This is a genomic window from Kitasatospora albolonga (assembly GCF_039535905.1).
Taxonomy (GTDB): Bacteria; Actinomycetota; Actinomycetes; order Streptomycetales; family Streptomycetaceae; genus Kitasatospora; species Kitasatospora albolonga.
In genome coordinates this window covers 48687-70661 of sequence record NZ_BAAAYB010000014.1, presented here as the reverse complement: position 1 = coordinate 70661, position 21975 = coordinate 48687, and the positions used below count along the sequence as shown (strand labels likewise).

Below are 21975 nucleotides of genomic sequence, written 5' to 3'. Positions count from 1 at the left end.
CCTGGCGGCGTGTACCTGTCCGGTCGTGCCCGCGTCGCCAGGGGGCCACAGTTCGGTCGGCCGACGGGTCCGGTGCTCATCCACCCGTCCGCCGACCGTGCCAAGCCGGCGGTGCGCTCGGTCCTTCGGTCGTTCCGAGCACCAGCGCCGCCCGGCCCCCTCCCCGCCGAGGGGAGCCCCCCGTACGTCGGAAGCGGAGCGGGGGGAACGGCGGGGAGGGGGTCGCACCCCGGTCATTCCGGGCAGATGATCGGCCTGACGACGTATCGAGCGCGAGCAACGGAGAGTCCCCATGGGTCACATCGTGGTAGCCCCTGACAAGTTCAAGGGCACCCTGGAGGGCGCCGAGGTCGCCGCCAGGATCGCGGCCGGCATCCGCCGGGTGGCCCCCGGTGCGGACATCCGCGAGCTCCCGGTCGCCGACGGCGGCGAGGGCACCCTGGCCGCCGCGCTGGCCGCCGGCTTCAAGAAGGTCGCCGTCAAGGTGGCCGGTCCGACCGGCCTGCCGGTGGACGCCGCGATCGCCCTGCGCGGGGACACCGCCGTGGTCGAGCTCGCCCAGGCCAGCGGCCTGGCCCGGCTCCCCGGCGGCCGCACCGCGCCGCTCGCGGCCGGCTCCTACGGGGTCGGCACCCTGATCGGACGGGCCGTCAGCCTGGGCGCCAAGCGGATCGTGCTGGGCCTCGGCGGCAGCGCCTGCACCGACGGCGGGGCCGGCATGGTCCAGGCCCTCGGGGTCGGCCTCTACGACGCCGACGGCCTGGAGCTCGCCCCCGGCGGCGCCGCGCTGCGCAAGCTGGACCGGATCGACCCGGGCGCGCTGGCCGACACCCTGAAGGGCGTCCAGGTCGTGGTCGCCTGCGACGTGGACAACCCGCTGCTCGGCCCGCGCGGCGCGACCGCCGTCTACGGACCGCAGAAGGGTGCCGACGGCGACGACCTGGTGATCCTGGAGGAGGGCCTGACCCGCTGGGCGGACGTGGTCCGCGGGGTCAGTGGCAAGGACTTCCGTGACGCCCCCGGCGCCGGGGCGGCAGGAGGGGTCGGCTTCGCCGCCCTGGCCCTGCTCGGCGCCACCATGCGACCCGGCATCGAGCTGCTGCTCGAACTGCTGGGCTTCGACGAGGCCGTGCGTGGGGCACGACTCGTCGTGACCGGTGAGGGATGCCTGGACGCGCAGACGCTGCACGGCAAGGCCCCCGCCGGTGTCGCCGCGGCGGCCACTCGGGCGGGGGTTCGGGTGGCCGCCGTGGCCGGACGGCTGGAGCTCTCGGAGCCCCAGTGGCGGTCGGCCGGCTTCGTCGCGGCGTACGCGCTGACCGACCTGGCCGAGCAGCCGGGGGACTCCATGACCAAGGCGGGGGAGCTGGCCGAGGTCGCGGGGGAGCGGCTGGCGGCCGAACTCCTGCAGGCCTGACCGATCGTACTTTCCTACATTGACGTTTTGTTGAAGGCGGGCCTAGGCTCCGAGCAATCGCAGCTGGCGACCCGGTGAACGGGCCCCAATTGCCTTGTCCGCCTTCGCTATTCCCGGAGGTCCCCATGCCCATCAGCGAGACGCCCGCCAGCACGGCGGTGATCCGCTCCCGCCGCGTGGTCCTGCCGGACGGCGAGCGCCCCGCTGACGTGCTGGTCCGGGACGGCCGGATCGAGCAGATCGCCGAGCACGGCTCCCTGCTCGTCGGCGACGCCCACCTCACCGACCTCGGCGACACCGCGCTGCTGCCCGGCCTGGTCGACACCCACGTGCACGTCAACGAGCCCGGCCGCACCGAGTGGGAGGGCTTCGCCACCGCCACCAAGGCGGCCGCCACCGGCGGCGTCACCACCATCATCGACATGCCGCTCAACTCCATCCCGCCGACCACCACGGTCGAGGGCCTGGAGGCCAAGCGGAAGATCGCCGAGGGCCAGGCCTGGGTCGACCTCGGCTTCTGGGGCGGGGCGATCCCCGGCAACGTGGCCGACCTCGAACCGCTGCACCGCGAGGGCGTGTTCGGCTTCAAGAGCTTCCTCGCCCCCTCCGGGGTGGACGAGTTCCCGCACGTCGAGCAGGAGGACCTGGAGGCCGCGCTGGCCGAGCAGGCCCGGATCGGCGCGCTGGCCATCATCCACGCCGAGGACCCGGCCGTCCTGGACGCCGCCCCGCAGCACCCGGGCGTGCACTACCGCGACTTCCTGGCCTCCCGGCCCGACGACGCCGAGGCCGCCGCCGTGGCCCGGCTGCTCGACACGGCCCGCCGCACCGGCGCCCGCGTCCACATCCTGCACGTCTCCTCCGCCGCCGTGCTGCCGCTGCTGCGCCAGGCCCGCGAGGACGGCGTCCGGGTGACCGCCGAGACCTGCCCGCACTACCTCACCCTCGCGGCCGAGGAGGTGCCGGACGGCGACACCGCCTTCAAGTGCTGCCCGCCGATCCGCGACGAGTCCAACCGGGACCAGCTCTGGGCGGCGCTGGCGGCCGGCGAGTTCATCGCCGTGGTCTCCGACCACTCGCCCTCCACCCCGGACCTGAAGCTCCTTCAGCGCTACGGCGGCAGCGGCGACTTCGCCGCCGCCTGGGGCGGCATCGCCTCCCTCCAGCTCGGCCTGCCGGCCGTCTGGACCGAGGCCCGCCGCCGCGGCCACACCCTGACGGACCTGGTCCGCTGGATGAGCAGCGGCCCTGCCGAGCTGGCCGGCCTCACCGGCACCAAGGGCGCCATCGCCGTCGGGAACGACGCCGACCTGGTGGCCTTCGACCCCGACGCCGAGTTCGCCGTGGTCGCCGAGGACCTCCACCACCGCAACCCCGTGACGCCGTACGCGGGCAAGACCCTGAGCGGCTCCGTCCGCACCACCTGGCTCCGCGGCCGGGTGATCGACGTCGAGGCCGCGCCGTTCGGCCGTCAGATCCGCAACAACGAAGAAGGAGACCTCAGTTGAGCACCGGTCAGACCCCGAGCGCTCCGTTCACCGAGCTGGTCAACCTGGCCTCGCGCCTGCTGGGCGCCGGCGTGGTCGACACCAACGAGGACACCTTCGCGGACGCGGAGAACCTGCTGGTCGCCAAGCCCGCCGAGTTCCGCCCGCACACCTTCGGCCACAAGGGCCAGATCATGGACGGCTGGGAGTCCAAGCGCCGCCGCGGCGTCTCGGCCGAGCAGCCGCACCCCACCGACGAGGACCACGACTGGGCGGTCGTCCGGCTCGGCGTCCCCGGCCGGATCCACGGCGTGATCGTGGACACCGCCTTCTTCACCGGCAACTACCCGGAGACCGGCTCCGTCCAGGGCGCCTCCGTCCCCGGCCACCCCTCGCCCGAGGAGCTGGCCGCCGCCGAGTGGACCGACCTGGTGCCGCGCACCGCCCTCCAGGGCAACACCGCCCACGAGTTCGAGGTCACCGACCCGACCCGCTACACCCACGTCCGGCTGAACATCTGGCCCGACGGCGGCGTGGCCCGCCTGCGGGTGCACGGCGAGGTGCTGCCCGACCCGCGCGAGCTGGACGGTCTCAGCTTCGACCTGGCCGCCCAGGAGTTCGGCGGCGTGGCCGAGGCCGCCTCGGACCGCTACTTCTCGTCCCCGCACAACCTGAACGCTCCCGGTCGCGCCTCCGTCATGGGCGACGGTTGGGAGACCCGGCGTCGGCGCGACAAGGCCAACGACTGGGTACAGATCGCCCTGGCCGGGGGCGGCGAGGTCCTGGCGGCGGAGGTGGACACCTCCTACTTCGTCGCCAACGCCCCTGGCTGGGCCGACCTGGTCGGCTACGACGCCTCCACCGGCGGCGACCCGTCCACCGACGCGGACGGCTGGTTCGAGCTGCTGCCCCGCACCCGCCTCCAGCCCGACACCCGGCACCGCTTCCGGCTCGCCGCCGGACGCAACGCCACCCACGTGCGGATCAACGTCTACCCGGACGGCGGACTGGCCCGCCTGCGCCTCACCGGCAAGCTCACCGAGGCCGGCCGCGCCGCCCTCGCGCTCCGCTGGTTCAACGCCGTCCCCGCCGCCGAGGCCGAGCAGGCCCTCGCCGAGGCCGGCCTCACCCCGGCGGAGGCCACCGAGCTGACCGCCGCCCGCCCGCTCGCGGACGCCGCCGCGACCACCGCCGCCGTCGCTGCCCTGCAGCCGACCGACGGCCCCGACGGCGAGCAGTCCTCCCGCCGCCGCTCGGCCATCTGGCGCCTGCTCGGCGTCTAGGCCAGGGGCGCGAGGAACTGCGCTGCCAGCCCACCGCTCTGCCGCAGTTCCGCGCCGACCCTCCGTTGCCGCCCCTAAAACACCTCGCACCGCTGCTACTTGAAGGACCCTCATGTCGAAGATCCTCACCACCGAGTCCGGCGCCCCGGTCGCCGACAACCAGAACTCCGCCTCCGCCGGCGAGTACGGCCCGCTGCTGATCCAGGACCAGCAGCTGCTGGAGAAGCTGGCCCGCTTCAACCGCGAGCGCATCCCGGAGCGCGTCGTGCACGCCCGCGGCTCCGGCGCCTACGGCTACTTCGAGGTCACCGACGAGGTCTCGCAGTACACCAAGGCCGACTTCCTCTCGGCCGTGGGCCAGCGGACCGAGGTCTTCCTCCGCTTCTCCACCGTCGCCGGCGCCCTCGGCTCCTCGGACGCCGTCCGCGACCCCCGCGGCTTCGCGCTGAAGTTCTACACCCGCGAGGGCAACTACGACCTGGTCGGCAACAACACCCCGGTGTTCTTCATCAAGGACCCGATCAAGTTCCCCGACTTCATCCACTCGCAGAAGCGCGACCCGTACACCGGCATCCAGGAAGCCGACAACGTCTGGGACTTCTGGGCCCACTCGCCGGCCTCCACCCACCAGATCACCTGGCTCTTCGGCGACCGCGGCATCCCGGCCTCGTACCGCCACATGAACGGCTACGGCTCGCACACCTACCAGTGGACCAACGAGCAGGGCGAGTCCTTCTGGGTCAAGTACCACTTCAAGACCAACCAGGGCATCCGCTCCCTCGACGGCGGCCAGTCCGCCGAGGTGCTCGGCGCCGACGCCGACTCGCACCAGCGCGACCTGCACCAGGCCATCGAGCGGGGCGTCTTCCCGTCCTGGACCCTGTACGTGCAGCTGATGCCGGTGGCCGAGGCCGCCGACTACCGCTTCAACCCCTTCGACCTGACCAAGGTCTGGCCGCACGCGGACTACCCGCTGGTCAAGGTCGGCCGCCTGGTGCTGAACCGGAACCCCGACAACGTCTTCGCCGAGGTCGAGCAGTCCGCGTTCTCGCCGAACAACTTCGTGCCGGGCATCGGCGCCTCCCCGGACAAGATGCTCCAGGGCCGCCTGTTCGCCTACGCGGACGCCCAGCGCTACCGCCTCGGCGTCAACCACACCCTGCTCGCGGTCAACGCCCCCAAGGCCACCACCGCGCAGAACTACGGCCAGGACGGCTTCTCCGCCGTGGCCCGCAACGGCAAGGACGCCAAGAACTACGAGCCCAACTCGTACGACGGCCCGTCCCAGACCGACGCCCCGCTGGCCGCCCCCGTCGCGGTCACCGGCCACACCGGCACCTACGTGACGCCGCAGCACACCAAGGACGACGACTTCTTCCAGGCCGGTGAGCTCTACCGCCTGATGTCGGCCGGCGAGAAGACCCGCCTGATCGACAACATCGCGGGCTTCCTCTCCCAGGTCTCCCGCGACGACGTCGTCGAGAAGAACCTCGCCCACTTCCACGCGGCCGACGAGGAGTACGGCGCCCGCCTGGAGGCCGCCGTCACCAAGCTCCGCGCGGGCAACGACAACTGACCCACCCGTACCACCTGACCCACCCTCACGGGCCGGGTCCCTCCCCCTCGGGCAGTGGGGGAGGGACCCGGCCCGGGCGCGTTGCGCCGGAACTCCTCAGGACTCCCCGCTCCACCGCGCGGGACGTCTTCCTCTGCGGCTCACCCGGTATGACCGCCTCCGCCGTCTCGGCCCTGGAGACCGCGGGCGTGCCGCGCGGCCGGATCCACTGCGAGAGCTTCGCGTTCTGACGCCCCACCACCGCCGGACCGGGTGCAACCTTCCGGCCCCGTCGGAGCGTATAGAGCGTGAACCATGAACGAGGGGGAGCACGTGACGTACGGACGGGCGGCCGGGGCCGCAGCGGTGATGGGCGGTGTGCTGGTGCTGGGCACGGCCTGCGGCGGTACGACGGGGGAGCCGAAGGCGGCCGCGTCCGGGGCGGCCTCGGTCTCGGCGTCGGCCTCGGCGGAGGTGCTGCCGAAGAGTTCGGCGGCCGTGCTGCGGGTGAGCCCGGCGAACGGGGCGGCGGACGTCCGGCTGGCCGGGGCGCTCAAGGTGGAGGTGGACGGCGGCACGCTGTCCGAGGTGGTGGTGACGGACAAGAACGGCACCAAGGTGGCGGGCACCACCGCTGCCGACGGCCGGAGTTGGACGCCGGAGGGCGGCCTGGTCGCCGGGACCGCCTACACCGTCAGCGCGCAGGCGAAGGACGGCCAGGGGCTGGTCTCGGCGGTGAGCAGCGGCTTCACCACGCTGGTGCCGGCCGGCAAGGTGTCGGTCCGGGACAACATCGGCTCGGGGGAGACCTACGGCGTCGGGATGATCGTCTCGGTCAACTTCGGCAAGCAGGTCAAGGACAAGGACGCGGTGGCCAAGGCGGTCACCGTCCAGGGCAGCGACGGCACCGTGGCCCGGGGCCACTGGCTGGAGGACGACACCCGGCTGGACTTCCGCCCGCAGGAGTACTGGAAGCCGGGCACCAAGGTCACCGTCAAGTACCGGCTGAAGAGCGTGGAGATCACCCCGGGCCTGTACGGCGACAAGGACGCCGAGGAGAGCTTCACCGTCGGCGAGAGCCGGATCAGCACGGTGGACGCCAAGACCCACCGGATGACCGTCACCACGGCGGCCGGCTCCCGCTCCGTCCCCATCTCGGCGGGGAACGACCAGAACCCGTCCTGGAACGGCACGATGGTGATCTTCTCCAAGGAGCGGGTCACCCGGATGAACTCGGCCACCGTCCCCGGCGTCAGGGGCGAGCCCTACGACCTGGCCGCCGTCCCGCACGCCATGAAGCTCACCGACACCGGCACCTACGTGCACGGCAACTCCTGGAACCAGAACATCGGCCGCGGCAACTACAGCCACGGCTGCGTCGGCCTGTTCGACACCGAGGCGGGCAGCAAGTCCTCCGACGCGGGCAAGTTCTACGAGGAGTCCCGGATCGGCGACGTGGTCTCGATCGTCAACTCCAAGGGCGAGACAGTCCAGCCGGAGAACGGCCTGAGCGGCTGGACGCTCCCGTGGAGCCAGTGGTGACCCTCCCGTGGAGCCAGTGGTGACGGACCATCGGGGCCCTCGCGGCCCTCACAGCAGCCGCAGGCGCTGGGCGGCGATGCCGATCCGCACCGTCTGACCCCAGCCGAGGCTGAGGGTGTCGGCCTCGACGCCGTCGCCGAAGGCGACCAGTTCGTCGGACTCGACGGTCAGGGTGAGAGTCTGGCCCTCCGTCAGCAGGCCCTGGACCTGGGAGGTGCCGGTGGTGGGGGAGGGCCAGGCCTCCCGGACGAACCAGGCCAGGCCCGCGGCGGCCGGGCCCGGCAGCGGGAGGGTGCTTCGGCTGGCCTGCCAGACGGAGCGGCACCAGCCGGTGGCCCCGGTGCCAGTGCCGACCAGCACGCCGGAGGAGGCCTGCGCCTCCTCCGGGGCCTCCGGGGCGGCCAGGCGGTAGCGTGCGGTCTGGTGGCCGCGCTGGCCCAGGTAGACCTCGTTGAGGGCGAGCAGCCGCTGGGTGTCGTCGGCCACCGCCTCGACCATGGTCCGCTGCTCGAAGCGCCGGTCGGCCCCCGCACCGACCGCGGCCCGCAGCAACTGGCCCGCCCGCTCGGGACGGTGACGGACCAGCACGCCCGCGTTGCGCCCCGGGTCGGCGTCCACCCCGATCACCGGCTGCCCGGTCAGGTACTTGGCGGTGTTGGCCACCAGCCCGTCCTGGCCGACCACGACCACCACGTCCTCGGGCGTGAAGAGGAAGCGGTCCAGGTCGGCCCGCTCCACCCGGCTGCGCCGCCAGTCCAGCGGGACGGCCGCCGAGACCTCGGCCAGCGCGGCGGCCGTCCGGTCGTGCCGCCGCTCCGCCTCGGCCAGTGAACGGCCGCGCGAGGCGAGGAAGAAGGAGGCCTGCCCGCGCGAGCCGTGCCGGGCGAGCAGCTCCTCGTACTCGGTGCGGCGGTGCACCAGCACCACCCGGGGGGTGAGCGTCACGACGACTGCCCGCCGCCCAGCTTGGTCAGCAGCCCGGTCAGCACGTCCGGGGTCAGGGTGACGCTGTCGATCTTCGGCAGGTGCTCGGCCATCCGGATCAGCGCCAGCGCCTTGAGCACCTCGGGCCCGGCCTGCTGGTGGGCCGCCAGCCAGGCCGCCTCGCCGGCCGCCCGGGCCTCGCCGAGCGCGCGGTCGCTCTCGGCCTTGGCGGTGGCCAGGATGGTGGCGGCCTCCGCCTCGGCCGCGGCCAGCCGGGTGCGGCGGACCGCCTCGGCCTCGGCCCGGATGCCGTCGTCGGCCGCCGCCTGCTCGGCCTGGCGGCGGGCGTTGGCGCCCTGCTGCTGGATCAACTCCTCCTCGCGGCGGGCCAGTTCGATCTGGTTGGCGAGTTCGTTCTCGGCGATCGCGCGCTCCCGCTCGACCGCGACGGCGCGCCGCTCGTAGGTGGCCCGGTCCGCCTCCTGCTGGACCTGCTCGCGGGCGGGGGTGCGCAGGGCCCGCTCCAGCTCGGCCTCGGGGCGCAGGGCGGTGATCCGGACCGCGATCACCGCGAGCCCGGTCTCGGCGAGGCGCTGGTCGCCGCCCAGGCCCTCGCCGATCCGCTGGCGGAGCAGGGTGATGCCGTCGGCCAGCGCGGCGGCCAGGGTGGTGCGGGCGATCAGCTCCAGGGCGTGCTGCTGGGCGGTCTCGGTGAGCAACCCGCCGATCTGGTCGAGCGGTTCGCCCCGCCAGCGGCCGGTGGCCAGGTCGATGCCGAAGTCCACCCGGGTGGCCGCGACCGCCGGGTCGGTGATCCGGTAGGTGACGGTGGCCTGCACGGTGAGGTCCTGGAAGTCGGCCGTGCGGGCGTGGAAGAGCAGGGTCAACTCGCGGTCGTCCGCCGGTACTTCGGAGATGCTGGCGGCCAGTGGGCGGAACCAGTAGGCCAGACCGGCGCCCTCCCGGCGCAGCTTGCCGCGCTCCAGGTGCCGGACGTACGAGGTGGGTGCGGCCCGCAGGTGCCGGTAGCCGAACCGCCGAGTGATGTCTGCCATGTCCCTCTCCTTTATCGTCATGAAGACGATAATCCCGGCTGATCCTTCTCGTCAAGATGACGAGATGATCATCCGCCCGAGCTGACGGACCTGGTGACGACCTGTCGGGCAATCCCGCCGGTGGTCCGTTCTCGAACGCTCCCTGGGGATACGCTGGGAGCGGCAGGTGCGTACGGAGGGGGTCGCCATGCCGGTGCGGGGATTGCCGGTCTCGGCCGGGCCGTTCGGAGTGCTGCGGCGGGCGCTGCGGGTGCTGGAGGCGGTGGACCGCCATCCCGGTGGCGTGCCCGAGGCGGCCCTGGCGCGCGAGCTGGGCATACCGCTGCCCGCCGTCCGGGAGCTGGCCGAGGCGCTCGAACTCGAGGGCTACCTGGCCCGGGTGGACGGGGTCTGGACGCTCGGCGGCGCGGTCGCGGTGCTCGGGCAGCACAACCGCGAGCAGCTGGTGCGGGCCCGGCTGGAGCAGCGGCTGGGCGAACTGCGCGACGAGCTGGGCGCCGCCGTCTACTTCAGCCGCTACCACGACGGCGAGCTCTCGGTGGAGGCGGTGGCCGCCGGCGACCACGCCCCCGCCGTGCTGGAGTGGGTGGACTTCCGGGCCACCGCGCACGCCAGTGCGATCGGCAAGTGCCTGCTCGGCCAGCTCGACCACGACGGACGGCGGGACCACCTCTCCCGCCACCCCGCCGCCCGGCTGACCGCCCGCACCATCACCGACCAGCAGCAGCTGATGCACCGTCTGGAGCGCCAGCCCGCCACCGTCCCGGTGCTGGATATCCAGGAGTACTCGCTCGGCACGGTCTGCGCCGCCGTCCCGGTCTCGGCCGGCACCACGGTCGGCTGCCTGGCCACCTCGCTGCCGGTCGAGCAGGCCCACCGGCTGCGTGCCGCAGCCGAGTTGCTCGCCGACCGGGCGGCGCCGCTGATGCTGGCGATGGCGGTCTGACCGCCTCCGCGTCCCCCGCTCGGCGGCGGATTCCCTCGTTCGGGTGCAATGGCGGGCCGTAGGCCGTTCGGGATCATCCGGCGCCCGGCGGAGCTGGATACTGGGTCGGCGGCCAGGCCAAGATCACCGGCCGCGACTCCCCCTTCGCTCCGAGAGGTGCTCCGCCATGCCCACTTCCGAGGCCACCGACCGCGTCGGACTCGTGTTCTCGCTCTTCGACGTCGACGGCAACGGCGTCCTGGAGCCGGACGACTTCGACCTGATGACCCGCCGGGTCGCCGAGGCGCTGCCGCAGGCCGACGCCGTCGCGAAGGACCGGCTGGCCGCCGCGCTGGACCGCTACTGGGACACCCTGGTCCGCGAGTTGGACGTGGACGGCGACGGCCGGATCAGCCCCGAGGAGTTCCGGGCCGTGGTGCTCGACCCCGAGCGCTTCGACGCCGTGGTGGACGAGTTCGCCGAGGCGCTGGCCGGCCTGGCCGACCCGGACGGCGACCAGCTGGTCACCCGGCCGGACTTCCTGGCCGTGATGACCGCGATCGGCTTCGAACTCCCCAACATCGAGGCGCTGTTCGACGCCCTCGGCCCGGTGGACGGCGACCGGGTGGAGGTGCCGGTCTGGGCCGAGGCGATCCGCGACTACTACCGGCCCGAGAAGGCCGGCATCGCGGGCGACCGCCTCCTCTCCGGCGCGGCGGCCCGGTGAACGCGATCGTCCGCCAGGCGGGTGCCCCGGCCGCGACCGACTCCGTGACCGGGCCCGCGCCCGTGATCGGGCTCGCGGTCGGCCGGGGCACCGGTCCCGAGCTCGCCACCGTCTTCGAGCGGGTGCTGGCCGCGCTCACCGAGGGGCACCCGGGCGGGGTGGAGCTGGTCCGCTCCGACCGCCTCTACCACTCGTACGTCTCGCTGCGCGGCGAGGGCGACCCGGCCGAGATCCAGGGGCTGACCGCGCGGGACGCCGAGCACTACGAGGAGTTCTGCCGGAGCCTGGCGGCCCGGGGCGCCACCGCGGTCTTCCGCACCGCGATCAACGCCCAGTCGCTCTACCTGGTGCGCCGGCGGCTGCGGGCCGTCAAGGTCGACCTGCTGCGGGAAGAAGGAACGTCACTGCTGCTGGTCCGCGACCAGGCCCAGGGCTTCTACACCGGGGAGAACGAGCACGCCCCGGGCCGGCTCACCCGCACCCTGACCTTCAGTCAGGAGCTCACCGAGGCGGTGATCGAGCACGCGCTGGGGCGGGCCCGCCGGGAGTGGCCGGACGGGCGGATCGACCGGATCGTGATGGCCTACAAGTTCCACCTGCTGGACGGGGCCTTCGACCGCTGGGTGGCCGCCGCCGCCGAGCGGCTGGGCGTGCCGATCGAGGTCTACCAGCCCGACACCGTCAACCGGAACCTGATCGCCCACGGCCTCCCGGAGCGCACCCTGCTGATCGCGGGCAACGAGTGGGCCGACATCATGCACGTCGTGCTGCTGGACCGCTTCGGCTCCGGGCGCCAGGAGAATCGTTGCACCGAGAACGTCTGCCTGGACCGGGGCGTGGCCGGCCTGGTCGAGTACCAGACGGTGCACGGCTCCGCCGACGACCTGGCGGGCCGTGACCTGGTCAACCCGGTGGCCACCGTCCGGGCCGCCGCCCTGGTCGCCGAGCGGCACGTGGGTGTCGCGGGGGCGGTGGAGCGGGTCGAGACCGCCCTGGCCGAGCTGGAGCGGGACGGGGTGGCCACCGCCGACCTGGGCGGGCGGCACTCCACCACCGAGGTCGCGTACGCGCTGCTCGCGCGGCTGGCCCGTACCCCGGCCCTGGCGCGGAACGCATGACGGACACTCAGGCCGTCGCCCCCGTGGGCCCGGCCACCGTCACCGGGTCGGCGACCGCGCTGGTGGTGGTGGACCTGCAGAACGACTTCTGCGTGGGCCCGGTCGCCACCGCCCGGTTCGCCGGGGACCCGGCGGTCCTGGAGCGGGTGGCGGAGGGCTGCGAGCGGGCGGTGGCCGAGGCCCGGCGGCGGGGTCTGGAGGTGGTGTTCGTCCGCTTCCTCGGCGACCCCGCCCACCAGGGCCCCGCCTGGCGGGCCCGCGACCTGCGCCGGGGGCGGCCGCCGAAGTGCGCGGAGGGGAGTTGGGGCGCCGAGTTCCACCGGGTCTCGCCCGGTCCGGAGGAGCGGGTCTTCACCAAACGGGCCTGCTTCGACGCCTTCCTGGCCGAGGGCTTCGAGCGGCACCTGCGGGCGCGGGGGATCGGCCACCTGGTGCTGGCCGGGCTGTTCGCCGACGTCTGCGTGGACTCCACGGCCCGCACCGCCTTCCAGAAGGGCCACCACATCACCGTGCTGACGGACTGCACCACCTCGCTCCACCTCCCGTACGAACAGGTGCTGCGCTTCGCGGCCACGCTGTACGGCGCCCGGACCCTGTCCGGGACGGATCCGGCGGCCTGGGCGGCGCCGGAGCCGCAGGGGGTACGGGCATGACCGAACTGCTGACCCGGGGTCAGGGCGGGGTGGCCGTCGGGGTGGGCCGCACCGCCCTGCTGGTGGCGGCGGCCCGGGCCGTCGAGACCCACCGCCCGGACGCCCTGGCCCGCGACCCGCTGGCCGAGCACTTCGTCCGCGCGGCGGCGGCGGCGGACCGGGCCGACCCGGCCGACTGGCCGGTCCGTCCCGGCCAGGTCCCCGGCGGAGACGCCGATCCGCTCTGGGGCCGGCTCGGCCGCTACTTCGGCCTGCGCACCCGGGCGTTGGACGACCACCTGCTCCGGTCCGCCCGGGAGCTCGGCGTCCGGCAGGTGGTGCTGCTCGGCGCGGGCCTGGACACCAGGGCCTACCGGCTGGACTGGCCGGCCGGCTGCGTGGTCCACGAGCTGGACACCGAGCCGGTGCTGGCGTTCAAGCAGCAGGTGCTGGACGGCACCGGCGCGCGGCCCGCGGCGGAGCGCCGGACGGTCGCGGCCGACCTGCGCGGGGACTGGGCCGCGGCGCTCGCCGCCACGGGCTTCGACCCGGCGCTGCCGACCGCCTGGCTGGCCGAGGGGCTGCTGCTCTACCTTCCCGCCGAGGCCGAGCGCCGTCTGGTCGCCCGCCTGGACGGGCTGAGCGCCCCGGGCAGCACCCTGGCCTACGAGGTGAAGGAGGTGGACGCGGAGTCCCCGGCGATCCGCTCCTCCCCGGTGTACGCCGCCGCCCGCGAGCGGCTCGGCATCGACCTGGTGGCGCTGTTCGCCACCGGCAGCCGCCCGGACTCGGCCGCCGAACTCGCCGCCCGGGGCTGGACGGTGACGGTGCGCAGCCCGTACGAGTTCACCGCGCTGCGCGGCCGCGGCCCGCTGCCCGAGCCGGACGACGCGCTGGCGGCCAACCGCTGGGTGTTCGCCGAGCGGCCCGGGGCGGTCGGGCCGGCGGCCTGACGGGTGCTCAGCGGTCCTGCGGGTACCACCAGCGGGCCTTGTAGAAGCGCAGTCCGGCCAGCTCGCGGCGGCTGTCCGGCCGGTGGAGCGCCAGGGTCGAGCTGCACCAGGGGCAGGCGGTGTCGGGGTCGGGGGAGACGGTCATCACCTGGCCGGTGACGGGGTCGTCGTCCACGCTCTTGACCGGCTCCCCGCTCTCCGCGCGGGGGAAGGGCGTGAAGGAGTCGTCGGCCGGGTCGTACTGCCAGACCCGGTCCCGGGCCGTGATCCAGAACCGTCCCGGGGCTCCGGCCACCGGGGCGAGGTCGTGGCCGCCCGGGCCGGGCAGCGGGACGGTCCGGACGGTGGTGAGGGTCGGCGCGGCGGGGGTGCCGCCGGGGCGCAGGGCCGTCAACTCGGTGCTGCCGAGGGCCCAGAGCAGTCCACGCGCGCCGTCCCAGTGCACCCCGTGCGCCCCGGGCAGCGGGTGCCAGGTGTAGTGGTCGCTGTGCGGACCCTGCGAGGCGGTGTAGAGGCGGAGCTGGCCCGAGGCGCTGCTCGCCACCGCGACGTTGCCGTCCGGCAGCAGCTCGATGCTGTGGGGGTTGCCCGATCCGGTGTCGACCGCCCAGCGCACCTGCCGGGACCGCTGCTCGACCACGGCGGCCAGGCCGCCCGAGGCGGTGGCGAGCAGGTAGCGGTGGCCGTGCCACCGGCGGGACTTGGCCTCGGTGGGGTTGGCGCCCACGGAGCGTCTCATCCCGGCCAGCTCCGGTGCCCGTTCGGCGTTCCAGGACCAGATCACCGGCGGCCGGCGCTCGCCGAGCTGCGGCAGCGGCCCGGCCATGACCAGGACGGAGCCGGACAGCTGGTCGGTCACCGCGACCGGCGTGACGGCGGGGTGGGAGGCGTGGGCCTCGGTGGCGCCGGTGGCCACCGAGACGCACAGGGCCAGGGCGAGGAGCGAACGGGGCGGGCGGCGAAGGCTGCTCACGATTCGTCAGGTTAACCGTTGATAGGTGATCGTCCGGGGCGGAATCGCCGGTGCGGCGGCGCAGGTCGGGGCGTCACCCGAAAGCTATTAGACACGTTGTCGATAAGAATGGTCGAAACCCTTGTGGGTCGCCATACCCGCGAGTAGTTTGCCTGGGGTCGAGCCGTCGTCACCCCTCGTCCACCCGCCGGTCAGGAGGCCCCCGTGTCCCGTCCCGCTGTGCCCCCCGCCGTCCACGACTCCCTGGTGCTGGAGCCCCGCGACGTCCACTTCGACTGGGCCGCGCTGCCGCTGCACTGGATCCCCGACGAGCCGATGGCCACCCACACCGTGAACGTGCTGCACCTGCTGCTCCCCGAGGGCGAGCGCTGGTTCGTCGAGGTCTTCAAGGACGCCCTGCCGCTTATCACCGACGACCAGCTGCGCGAGGAGGTGCTCGGCTTCATCGGCCAGGAGGCCATCCACGCCGAGGCCCACCAGGAGGTGCTGGACCACCTGCTCGGCCAGGGCCTCGACCCGCGCCCGTACGTGCGCCAGGTGACCTGGCTGTTCCACCGGATCCTCGGGCCCCGGGACGGCCAGTCCCCGCTCCAGCAGCGCGAGTACCTGATCGAGCGGGTCGCCTTCGTCGCGGCGATCGAGCACTTCACCGCCTTCCTCGGCAACTGGGTGCTCAACTCCCCGGGCCTGGACCGGGCCAAGGCCGACCCCACCATGCTCGACCTGCTGCGCTGGCACGGCGCGGAGGAGGTGGAGCACCGCAGCGTGGCCTACGACCTGATGGTCCACCTGGACCCGGGCTACCTGCGCCGCCTGCGCGGCATGGCCATCGCCGGGCCCACCCTGGTCCACCTGTGGGTGCGGGGCGTCCGCTTCCTGCTGGCCGCCGACCCCTCGCTGCGCGGCTCCGTCCGGCCCACCTGGCGGGAGGCGCAGCAGATCGCCCGGCGCGGCCTGCTCCCCGAGCCCGCGAAGGCGTTCCGCTCGGCGCTGCGCTACTTCCGCCCGAAGTACCACCCTACTCAGGAGGGCTCCTCCTCCCAGGCCCTCGCCTACCTGGCCGCCTCCCCGGCCGCCCGCGCCGCCGCCACCCACTGACGGGCGGCCCGACCGGGCGCGGCCGGGGCCGGTCGGGTTTCACCCGCGCCGGGCCGCCGGCCGGGGGCGCCCTGACGGGCGGTCAGACCGAGCGGACACGGGAAGGAGCCCCGGCCGCCGCATCCGCCCCGGCAGCCCGTGGCCACGGCCGGCGCCGTGCCGCAGGCGGCCGCTGCGGACGCGGCACGGCCGACGCCGGTCACCGGGGCACCGGAACCGGCCCGCCACGGCCGGCGGAGCCGCAGGTGCGGTACCCGCCGGCCGGCCAGCACCGCCCTGCCTGCTTCGCCCGCTCGCCAGCCCGCTCCGCCCGTCCGCTCCGCTCGCCCCACCCCCACCCCACGCCCCGCCGTTCCTGCACCGAGAGGATCCCGTCCGGATGGACCTGGACCTGCCGCCCGACCTCTACGGCCGTCCCCGGGCGGACCGGTACATGAGCCGGCTGACGGCCTTCGCCGACTGGCTCAACCCGCGGTTCGGCGGCCCCGGGCTGCGCCGCAACCCGCGCCGCCCCGCCGCCCGGCCGGTGCCGCCGCTCCAACTGGTGGTCGTCTCGCACCGGTTGATCGCCGACGGCGTGGCCGAGCTGCGCCTCGCCGACCCGGGCGGCTCCCCGCTGCCCGGCTGGCAGCCCGGCGCCCGGCTCGAACTCACCCTCCCCTCCGGCCTGGTGCGGCACTACTCGCTCTGCGGCGACCCGTCCGACCGCCGCTCCTACCGGATCGCGGTGCGCCGCATCCCCGGGGGCGGTGGCGGTTCGGTCGAGGTGCACGACGCGCTCCACCAGGGCGTCCGCCTCACCTCCCGCCGCCCGCGCAACGGCTTCGCCTTCTGCGCCGAGCCCACCGTGCTGCTGCTGGCCGGCGGCATCGGCGTCACGCCGATCCTCCCGATGGTCCACCAGGCCGAACGCCTCGGCCTGGACTGGAAGTTGGTCTACGCGGGCCGCGACGAGGCCTCCATGCCCTTCCTCCCCGAGCTGCGTGCCCTGGGCGCCGACCGGGTCGAGGTGCTCACCGGCCCGCCCACCCCCGCCGAGGAGCTGCTCGCCCGGGCCCGCCCCGGCTCCGCCGTCTACTGCTGCGGCCCGACCCCCATGCTGGCCGCCGTCCAGCGGGCACTGGAGGCCTCCCCGGCCGCCTCGCTGCACTTCGAGCGCTTCGGCGCCGCCCCGGTCGTCGACGGGAAGCCCTTCACCGTCCGCCTCGGCGACGGCCCGGAGCTCCAGGTCCCCGCCGACCGCTCGGCACTCGACGTGCTGCGCGAGCAGAACCCCGCCCTGGCCTACTCCTGCCACCAGGGCTTCTGCGGCACCTGCCGACTGCGCGTCACCTCCGGCACCCCCGAACACCGGGACCGTCGCCTCACCCCCGAGGACCGCGCCGCCGGCGCCTTCCTGCCCTGCGTCTCCCGCGCCCCCGAGGGGGAGCACCTCACCCTGGAGGACCGATGAGCACCGGGACTTTCGGCTACACCGAGCAGGACCTCACCCGCTTCCGGGAGACCCAGCAGCTCGCCTACCACTGCGCCGAGCAGGTCGCGGCCTGGATCGAGCCGGGCGTGACGGAGCGTCAGGCCACCCTCAAGCTGCGCCAGTGCCTGGTGAAGGCGGGGGTGCAGGACTTCTTCCACGTCCCGTTCGCCTGGTTCGGCGACCGCACCGCCTTCCGCCACTTCCACACGCCGCTCCAGTTCTTCGCGGGCAAGCGCAAGCTCGAGGAGGGCATGCCGTACGTCCTCGACTGCGCGCCCGTGGTGGACGGCTACACCGCCGACATCGGTTACGGCGGCAAGGTCGGCGAGAACCCGATCTGGGACAAGCTGGCCGCCGACCTCCAGGTCTACCGGGAGCTGATCCTCCGTGAGGTGCGGGCCCGCAAGCCGCTGAACGAGGTCTACCAGGCCGTCGACGCCCAGATCGCCGCGCACGGCTACGACAACCGGCACAAGGTCTACCCGGGCCGGGTGATCGGCCACCAGGTGACCAGGAACACCGCCCGCGGCCCGGCCGGGGTCAACCTCTTCGGCTTCGGCGTGCGTACACTCCAGACGCTCGGCCGTGAGCTGATCAGCGAGCGGCTGCACGGCCGCTCGCCGCTCTGGGCCGACGGCCGCTCCTCCCGGCACGCGCCGACGCCGGGGATCTGGGCGGTGGAGCCGCACATCGGCTTCCGCGAGGTCGGCATCAAGTTCGAGGAACTGCTGGTGGTCACCGACGACGACGCCTACTGGCTCGACGACGACCTGCCGCACGTCCGCCGCTGGACCACCACCGAGGGGGCCGCCCGATGATCCGCCGCCGTACCGTCCACTCCCACGGCCTGCCGCTGGCCGTCTTCGAGCAGGGCGACCCGTCGCACCCGACCGTCATCCTGGTGCACGGCTACCCCGACACCCACGTGGTCTGGGACGACGTGGCCGCGGACCTGGCCGCCGACCACCACGTGGTGCGCTACGACGTGCGCGGGGCCGGCGAGTCCGGCGTCCCGGCCGACCGCGACGGGTACCGGCTGGAGTTGCTGGGCGCCGACCTGTTCGCCGTCGCGGACGCCGTCAGCCCGGACCGGCCGGTGCACGTGGTGGCCCACGACTGGGGCTCGGTGCAGTCCTGGGAGGCCGTCACCGAGCCCGGCTCCGAGCAGCGGATCGCCTCCTACACCTCGATGTCCGGCCCCTGCCTGGACCACATGGGCTTCTGGATGCGCAAGCGCTTCCGCCGCCCGACGCCCCGTCACCTGCGCCAGCTGCTGGTGCAGGGCGCGCACTCCTGGTACATCACCGCCTTCCACCTGCCGCTGCTCGCCCCCGCCACCTGGCGGCTCTGGCTGGCCCGCGCCTGGCCGCGGGTGCTGCACGACCTGGAGGGCGTCAACCCGCGCCCCGGGCACCCGCAGCCCACCCTCAAGCAGGACGCGGTGCGCGGCATCGAGCTCTACCGGGCCAACATGCGCCCGGCGGTGCGCGCCCCGCGCGAGCGCTACACCGAGGTCCCCGTCCAGCTGCTCACCCTCGACCGGGACCATTACGTGGAGCCCTTCCTCTCCGAGGGCCTGGAGCACTGGGCGCCCAAGCTCACCCGGCGCACCGTCCACGGCACCCACTGGTCCGCCCTGCTGGAGCACGGCGCGGTGGTGGCCGGGCACGTGCGGGAGTTCACCGCCGCCGTCTCCGCCGGGCAGGACCGAGGCCCGGCCGCACCCGGCGAACTGGTGGTGATCACCGGCGCGGGCAGCGGCATCGGCCGGGCCACCGCACTGGCCTTCGCCGCCGAGGGCGCCCGGGTGGTCGTCGCCGACCTCGACCTCGAATCCGCCGCCCGCACCGCCGAGCTGTGCACCCTGAGCGGCGGCACCGGCCACGCGTACCGGCTGGACGTCAGCGACGGCCCGGCCGTGGACGCCTTCGCCAAGCAGGTCGCCGCCGACCACGGCGTGCCGGACGTGCTGGTCAACAACGCCGGCATCGGCCACTCCGGCACCTTCCTGCAGACCACCGAGCAGGAGTGGCAGCGTGTCCTGGACGTCAACCTCTGGGGCGTCATCCACGGCTGCCGCGCCTTCGGCACCCTGATGGCCGAGCGCGGCCACGGCGGACACATCGTCAACCTCGCCTCGGCCGCCGCCTACCTGCCCTCCAAGGCACTGGCCGCGTACGCCACCAGCAAGGCCGCGGTGAAGATGCTCTCCGACTGCCTGCGGGCCGAGCTGGCCTCCTCCGGCGTCGGTGTCTCGGCGATCTGCCCGGGCCTGGTCAACACCAACATCACCCGCACCTCCACCTTCTCGGCCACCACCGAGGCGGAGCAGTCGGCCAAGCAGGAGCGCGCCTCCAAGCTCTACGCCCGGCGCAACTTCCCGCCGGAGAAGGTGGCCGTCGAGATCCTCAAGGCCGTCCGCACCGGCAAGGCCGTCGTCCCGGTCACCCCGGAGGCCAAGGGCGCCTACCTGCTCAGCCGCTTCGCCCCCGGCCTGCTCCGGCTGGCCGCCCGGCTCAACGTGACCTGAGGCCCCCGGGCCGTGGGCCCGGGACACACCCGGGACCCGCGCCTCATCCGCCCGGGACCGGCCCCACCGCAGACTGGGACGGACGTACGGCCCGGCCCCGCTCCGACGCACCGTCACCTCCGACGCACCGTCAGGGCGGGCCGGGCCCACCGCCGTCCAGCCAGCCGCTCCGGCGGCGAAGCGGAGGACCGAACCATGACCACCACACCCACCCCGCTGCCCGCCCTCCGGGTCACCGTGCACCTGGCCGCACCCGAGGACCGCTCCGGCGAACTGCTCGGCTACGGCCTGCTCGCCGCGCCCCGGACGGTGCTGGTGCCCAGCCCGCCGGCCGAGCTGGCCGACCCCTGGCAGCGGCTGTTCGTCCGGATCGCCGAGGTGCCGGACGGCGGCAGCGGGCCCGAGGGGGAGACCCCGCCCGAGGCGATCCGGGCCGGCGGTGTCTTCCTCACCGCGTACAAGGGCGAGGACTTCGACGTCTCGGCCGCCGTGCTCACCCTGGTCAGCGCCTCCCGCTACCGCAACGCGGTGGCCGTGCACACCCGGGCCCGGCTCGGCGAGGTGCTGCGGAGCCACCACGGCGACCTCTGGGAGACCTTCGCCGAGCTCGGCTACCCGGTGGCCCGCCCCGAGGTGGACCGCGGCCCGGGGGACTGGTGGTACGAGAAGGGCAACGACGCCCTGGAGTCCTTCCTCAACCCGATCTGCTGCGTGAGCTACTGCAAGCCCTGCGCCGCGGTCCGCTGAGCGGGGCGGCTGCCGTGCCCCTCTCCTGGCCGCGCTCGCCCCTGGTGCAGGACCTCGCCCTGGCGGTGGTCGCCACCTCCGCCGACGTGCTGTTCTGGGGCGGCCTGTTCTCCCCGGCCGCCACCGGCGGGGACCGGCTGCCGGTGCTGCTGCTGGCCCTGCCGGAGTTCGGCGGCCTGCTGCTGCGCCGGCGGCACCCCGCCGGTGCCTTCCTGCTGCTCTGGGCACTGGCCACCGGCACCGCCGCGCTGACCCTGTACCAGGACACCTTCTACTTCACGCCCTACCTGGGCTTCCTGATCGCCCTCTTCACGGTGGCCGAGCGTCGCCGCCTCCCGGTCGCGGCCGGGGCCCTGCTGCTCAGCCTGGCCCCGATGGCGCTCAAGGTCCGCTACGTGGTCACCGACCAGTCGATGCCCGGCTACGAGCTGGCCGCGCTGGTCTCCACCCTGGTCTTCTACCTCTGGCTCACCAGCGCAGCCTGGGCCGTCGCCCGCTGGACCGGGGCCGACCGGGCCGCTGCCGAGCGCGACCGCGAGCAGCTGGAGCAGGCCCGCCGGGCCGTGGTGCAGGAACGCACCCTGATCGCCCGCGAGCTGCACGACGTGGTGGCCAACGCGGTGGCCGTGATGGTGATGCGCGCCGAGGCCGGGCGGGTCGCCGCCGCCGGCCCGTCCGCCGAGGCCTTCGGGCACATCGAGGAGGTCGGCCGCTCGGCGGTCGCCGAGCTGCGCCGGATGCTGCGGCTGCTGCGCTCCACCGGCCTGGTCGGCGAGGAGAGCCTGGACCGGCACGGCCTGGCCGACCTGGAGCGGCTGCTCGCCGAGGCCCGCCGCACCGGCCTGGACGTCGAGCTGCGTACCGACGGCGTCCCGGTGCCACTGGCGGACAGTGTCGACATGACGGTTTATCGCCTGGTGCAGGAGGCCGTCACCAACATCGCCAAGCACGCCGGCCCCGGCACCCGCGCCACCGTCCGTCTCCGCTGGACCGACGCCCTCCGGGTCGAGGTCACCGACGACGGCGCCGGCCGCACCCCCGCCGCCCGCCAGGCCCTCTCCACCGGCCACGGCCTGCTCGGCCTGGCCGAACGCATCGCCGTCTTCGGCGGCGAACTCACCGCCGCCCCGTACCACTCCGGCTTCCGCATCACCGCCACCCTCCCGCTGGGCTGACCAGCGGCCACGCGCCGATACTGGGGAGAGCCACACCCCTCACTCCTGGAGGACACGATGGCCACCGGAAGCGTCAAGAGCTACAACATGCACCACGGCTACGGCTACATCACCCCCGACGACGGCAGCCCCGAGCTCACCGTCTACCACGACTCGATCCTGGCCCCCGAGCCGCACGAACTGACGGCCGGTCAGCACGTCGAGTACGACCCCACCATCCAGGAGTTCCGCCCGGTCGCCGAGCGCGTCCGCCCGACCGACTGAGCCTGCGGAAGGTCTCGGGCACCGGGGCAGGATTCGAACCTACGTCCACCCGGAAGTCGAGCCAGGCGCTCCACCGCAGAGCTTCCCGGTGCCCGA

General features: G+C 74.2%; 20 protein-coding genes and 1 tRNA gene. 17 read left to right on the top strand and 4 right to left on the bottom strand.

Translation table 11 applies throughout. From position 1 onward, the window contains the following. Positions 1-292: 292 nt before the first annotated feature. The 5 genes from ABD946_RS04400 (at position 293) to ABD946_RS04380 (ending at position 7284) form a co-directional block, all read left to right on the top strand. Positions 293-1417 carry a glycerate kinase gene (locus ABD946_RS04400; RefSeq protein ID WP_345280239.1) on the top strand — a complete coding sequence of 375 codons (1125 nt, stop codon included), beginning with the start codon at positions 293-295 and terminating at the stop codon, positions 1415-1417. A 125-nt stretch (positions 1418-1542) separates the two neighbouring features. Continuing rightward, positions 1543-2925, top strand: coding sequence for an allantoinase AllB (gene allB, locus ABD946_RS04395; protein ID WP_345280237.1), 1383 nt, complete (start codon positions 1543-1545; stop codon positions 2923-2925). Further along, on the top strand, positions 2922-4187 hold the full coding sequence (gene alc / locus ABD946_RS04390) for an allantoicase (protein WP_345280235.1): 1266 nt from the start codon (positions 2922-2924) through the stop codon (positions 4185-4187). Before allB ends, alc begins: the two co-directional genes overlap by 4 nt. 112 nt (positions 4188-4299) lie before the next feature. Beyond that, positions 4300-5763 carry a catalase gene (locus ABD946_RS04385; protein WP_345280233.1) on the top strand — a complete coding sequence of 488 codons (1464 nt, stop codon included), beginning with the start codon at positions 4300-4302 and terminating at the stop codon, positions 5761-5763. A gap of 294 nt (positions 5764-6057) precedes the next feature. Next, a complete protein-coding gene (locus tag ABD946_RS04380) occupies positions 6058-7284 on the top strand; it encodes a L,D-transpeptidase (protein WP_345280231.1) in 1227 nt (408 codons plus the stop codon). Between the two features lie 48 nt (positions 7285-7332). On the opposite strand, the gene ABD946_RS04375 is transcribed toward ABD946_RS04380, so the two are convergent. Both ABD946_RS04375 and ABD946_RS04370 read right to left on the bottom strand, forming a co-directional pair. Then, positions 7333-8229 carry a hypothetical protein gene (locus tag ABD946_RS04375; protein ID WP_345280229.1) on the bottom strand — a complete coding sequence of 299 codons (897 nt, stop codon included), beginning with the start codon at positions 8227-8229 and terminating at the stop codon, positions 7333-7335. Continuing rightward, on the bottom strand, positions 8226-9263 hold the full coding sequence (locus ABD946_RS04370) for an SPFH domain-containing protein (protein WP_345280227.1): 1038 nt from the start codon (positions 9261-9263) through the stop codon (positions 8226-8228). The genes ABD946_RS04375 and ABD946_RS04370 overlap by 4 nt, the downstream gene beginning before the upstream one ends. A gap of 187 nt (positions 9264-9450) precedes the next feature. Here ABD946_RS04370 and ABD946_RS04365 point away from each other — a divergent pair, with 187 nt between their 5' ends. From ABD946_RS04365 to ABD946_RS04345, 5 genes are all read left to right on the top strand, one after another. After that, positions 9451-10209 (top strand): IclR family transcriptional regulator, encoded by a 759-nt coding sequence (locus ABD946_RS04365; RefSeq protein ID WP_345280311.1) that lies wholly within the window; start codon positions 9451-9453, stop codon positions 10207-10209. Positions 10210-10375: 166 nt separating this feature from the next. After that, positions 10376-10915 carry an EF-hand domain-containing protein gene (locus tag ABD946_RS04360; RefSeq protein WP_345280225.1) on the top strand — a complete coding sequence of 180 codons (540 nt, stop codon included), beginning with the start codon at positions 10376-10378 and terminating at the stop codon, positions 10913-10915. Then, a complete protein-coding gene (locus ABD946_RS04355) occupies positions 10912-12033 on the top strand; it encodes an isocitrate/isopropylmalate family dehydrogenase (protein WP_380150505.1) in 1122 nt (373 codons plus the stop codon). Before ABD946_RS04360 ends, ABD946_RS04355 begins: the two co-directional genes overlap by 4 nt. After that, positions 12030-12686, top strand: coding sequence for a cysteine hydrolase family protein (locus ABD946_RS04350; RefSeq protein ID WP_345280223.1), 657 nt, complete (start codon positions 12030-12032; stop codon positions 12684-12686). Before ABD946_RS04355 ends, ABD946_RS04350 begins: the two co-directional genes overlap by 4 nt. Next, positions 12683-13618: an SAM-dependent methyltransferase gene (locus tag ABD946_RS04345; protein WP_345280221.1), complete on the top strand. Its 936-nt coding sequence runs from the start codon at positions 12683-12685 to the stop codon at positions 13616-13618. The genes ABD946_RS04350 and ABD946_RS04345 overlap by 4 nt, the downstream gene beginning before the upstream one ends. A 7-nt stretch (positions 13619-13625) precedes the next feature. On the opposite strand, the gene ABD946_RS04340 is transcribed toward ABD946_RS04345, so the two are convergent. Further along, positions 13626-14591, bottom strand: a complete 966-nt coding sequence (locus tag ABD946_RS04340) for a DUF6528 family protein (protein ID WP_345280219.1) — start codon at positions 14589-14591, stop codon at positions 13626-13628. Positions 14592-14795: 204 nt separating this feature from the next. On the opposite strand from ABD946_RS04340, the gene ABD946_RS04335 reads away from it, so the two are divergent. From ABD946_RS04335 to ABD946_RS04305, 7 genes are all read left to right on the top strand, one after another. Then, entirely contained in the window at positions 14796-15689 is an 894-nt protein-coding gene (locus ABD946_RS04335) for a metal-dependent hydrolase (RefSeq protein ID WP_345280218.1), read from the top strand. 379 nt (positions 15690-16068) lie between these two features. Continuing rightward, on the top strand, positions 16069-17142 hold the full coding sequence (locus ABD946_RS04330) for a PDR/VanB family oxidoreductase (RefSeq protein ID WP_345280216.1): 1074 nt from the start codon (positions 16069-16071) through the stop codon (positions 17140-17142). Beyond that, positions 17139-17981: a M24 family metallopeptidase gene (locus ABD946_RS04325; RefSeq protein WP_345280215.1), complete on the top strand. Its 843-nt coding sequence runs from the start codon at positions 17139-17141 to the stop codon at positions 17979-17981. Before ABD946_RS04330 ends, ABD946_RS04325 begins: the two co-directional genes overlap by 4 nt. Beyond that, positions 17978-19693 (top strand): SDR family oxidoreductase, encoded by a 1716-nt coding sequence (locus ABD946_RS04320; protein ID WP_345280214.1) that lies wholly within the window; start codon positions 17978-17980, stop codon positions 19691-19693. Before ABD946_RS04325 ends, ABD946_RS04320 begins: the two co-directional genes overlap by 4 nt. A gap of 195 nt (positions 19694-19888) precedes the next feature. Continuing rightward, the gene (locus ABD946_RS04315; protein WP_345280212.1) at positions 19889-20440 is read left to right on the top strand and encodes a hypothetical protein; all 552 of its coding nucleotides are present in this window, start codon (positions 19889-19891) and stop codon (positions 20438-20440) included. Positions 20441-20454: 14 nt separating this feature from the next. Continuing rightward, complete coding sequence (locus ABD946_RS04310; RefSeq protein ID WP_345280211.1) at positions 20455-21615, top strand: sensor histidine kinase; 1161 nt, start codon at positions 20455-20457, stop codon at positions 21613-21615. 57 nt (positions 21616-21672) lie between these two features. Then, entirely contained in the window at positions 21673-21879 is a 207-nt protein-coding gene (locus ABD946_RS04305) for a cold-shock protein (protein WP_345280209.1), read from the top strand. A 17-nt stretch (positions 21880-21896) separates the two neighbouring features. Here the strand turns inward: ABD946_RS04305 and ABD946_RS04300 are convergent. Continuing rightward, positions 21897-21971: transfer RNA gene (locus ABD946_RS04300), tRNA-Ser, on the bottom strand. Positions 21972-21975: the final 4 nt, after the last annotated feature.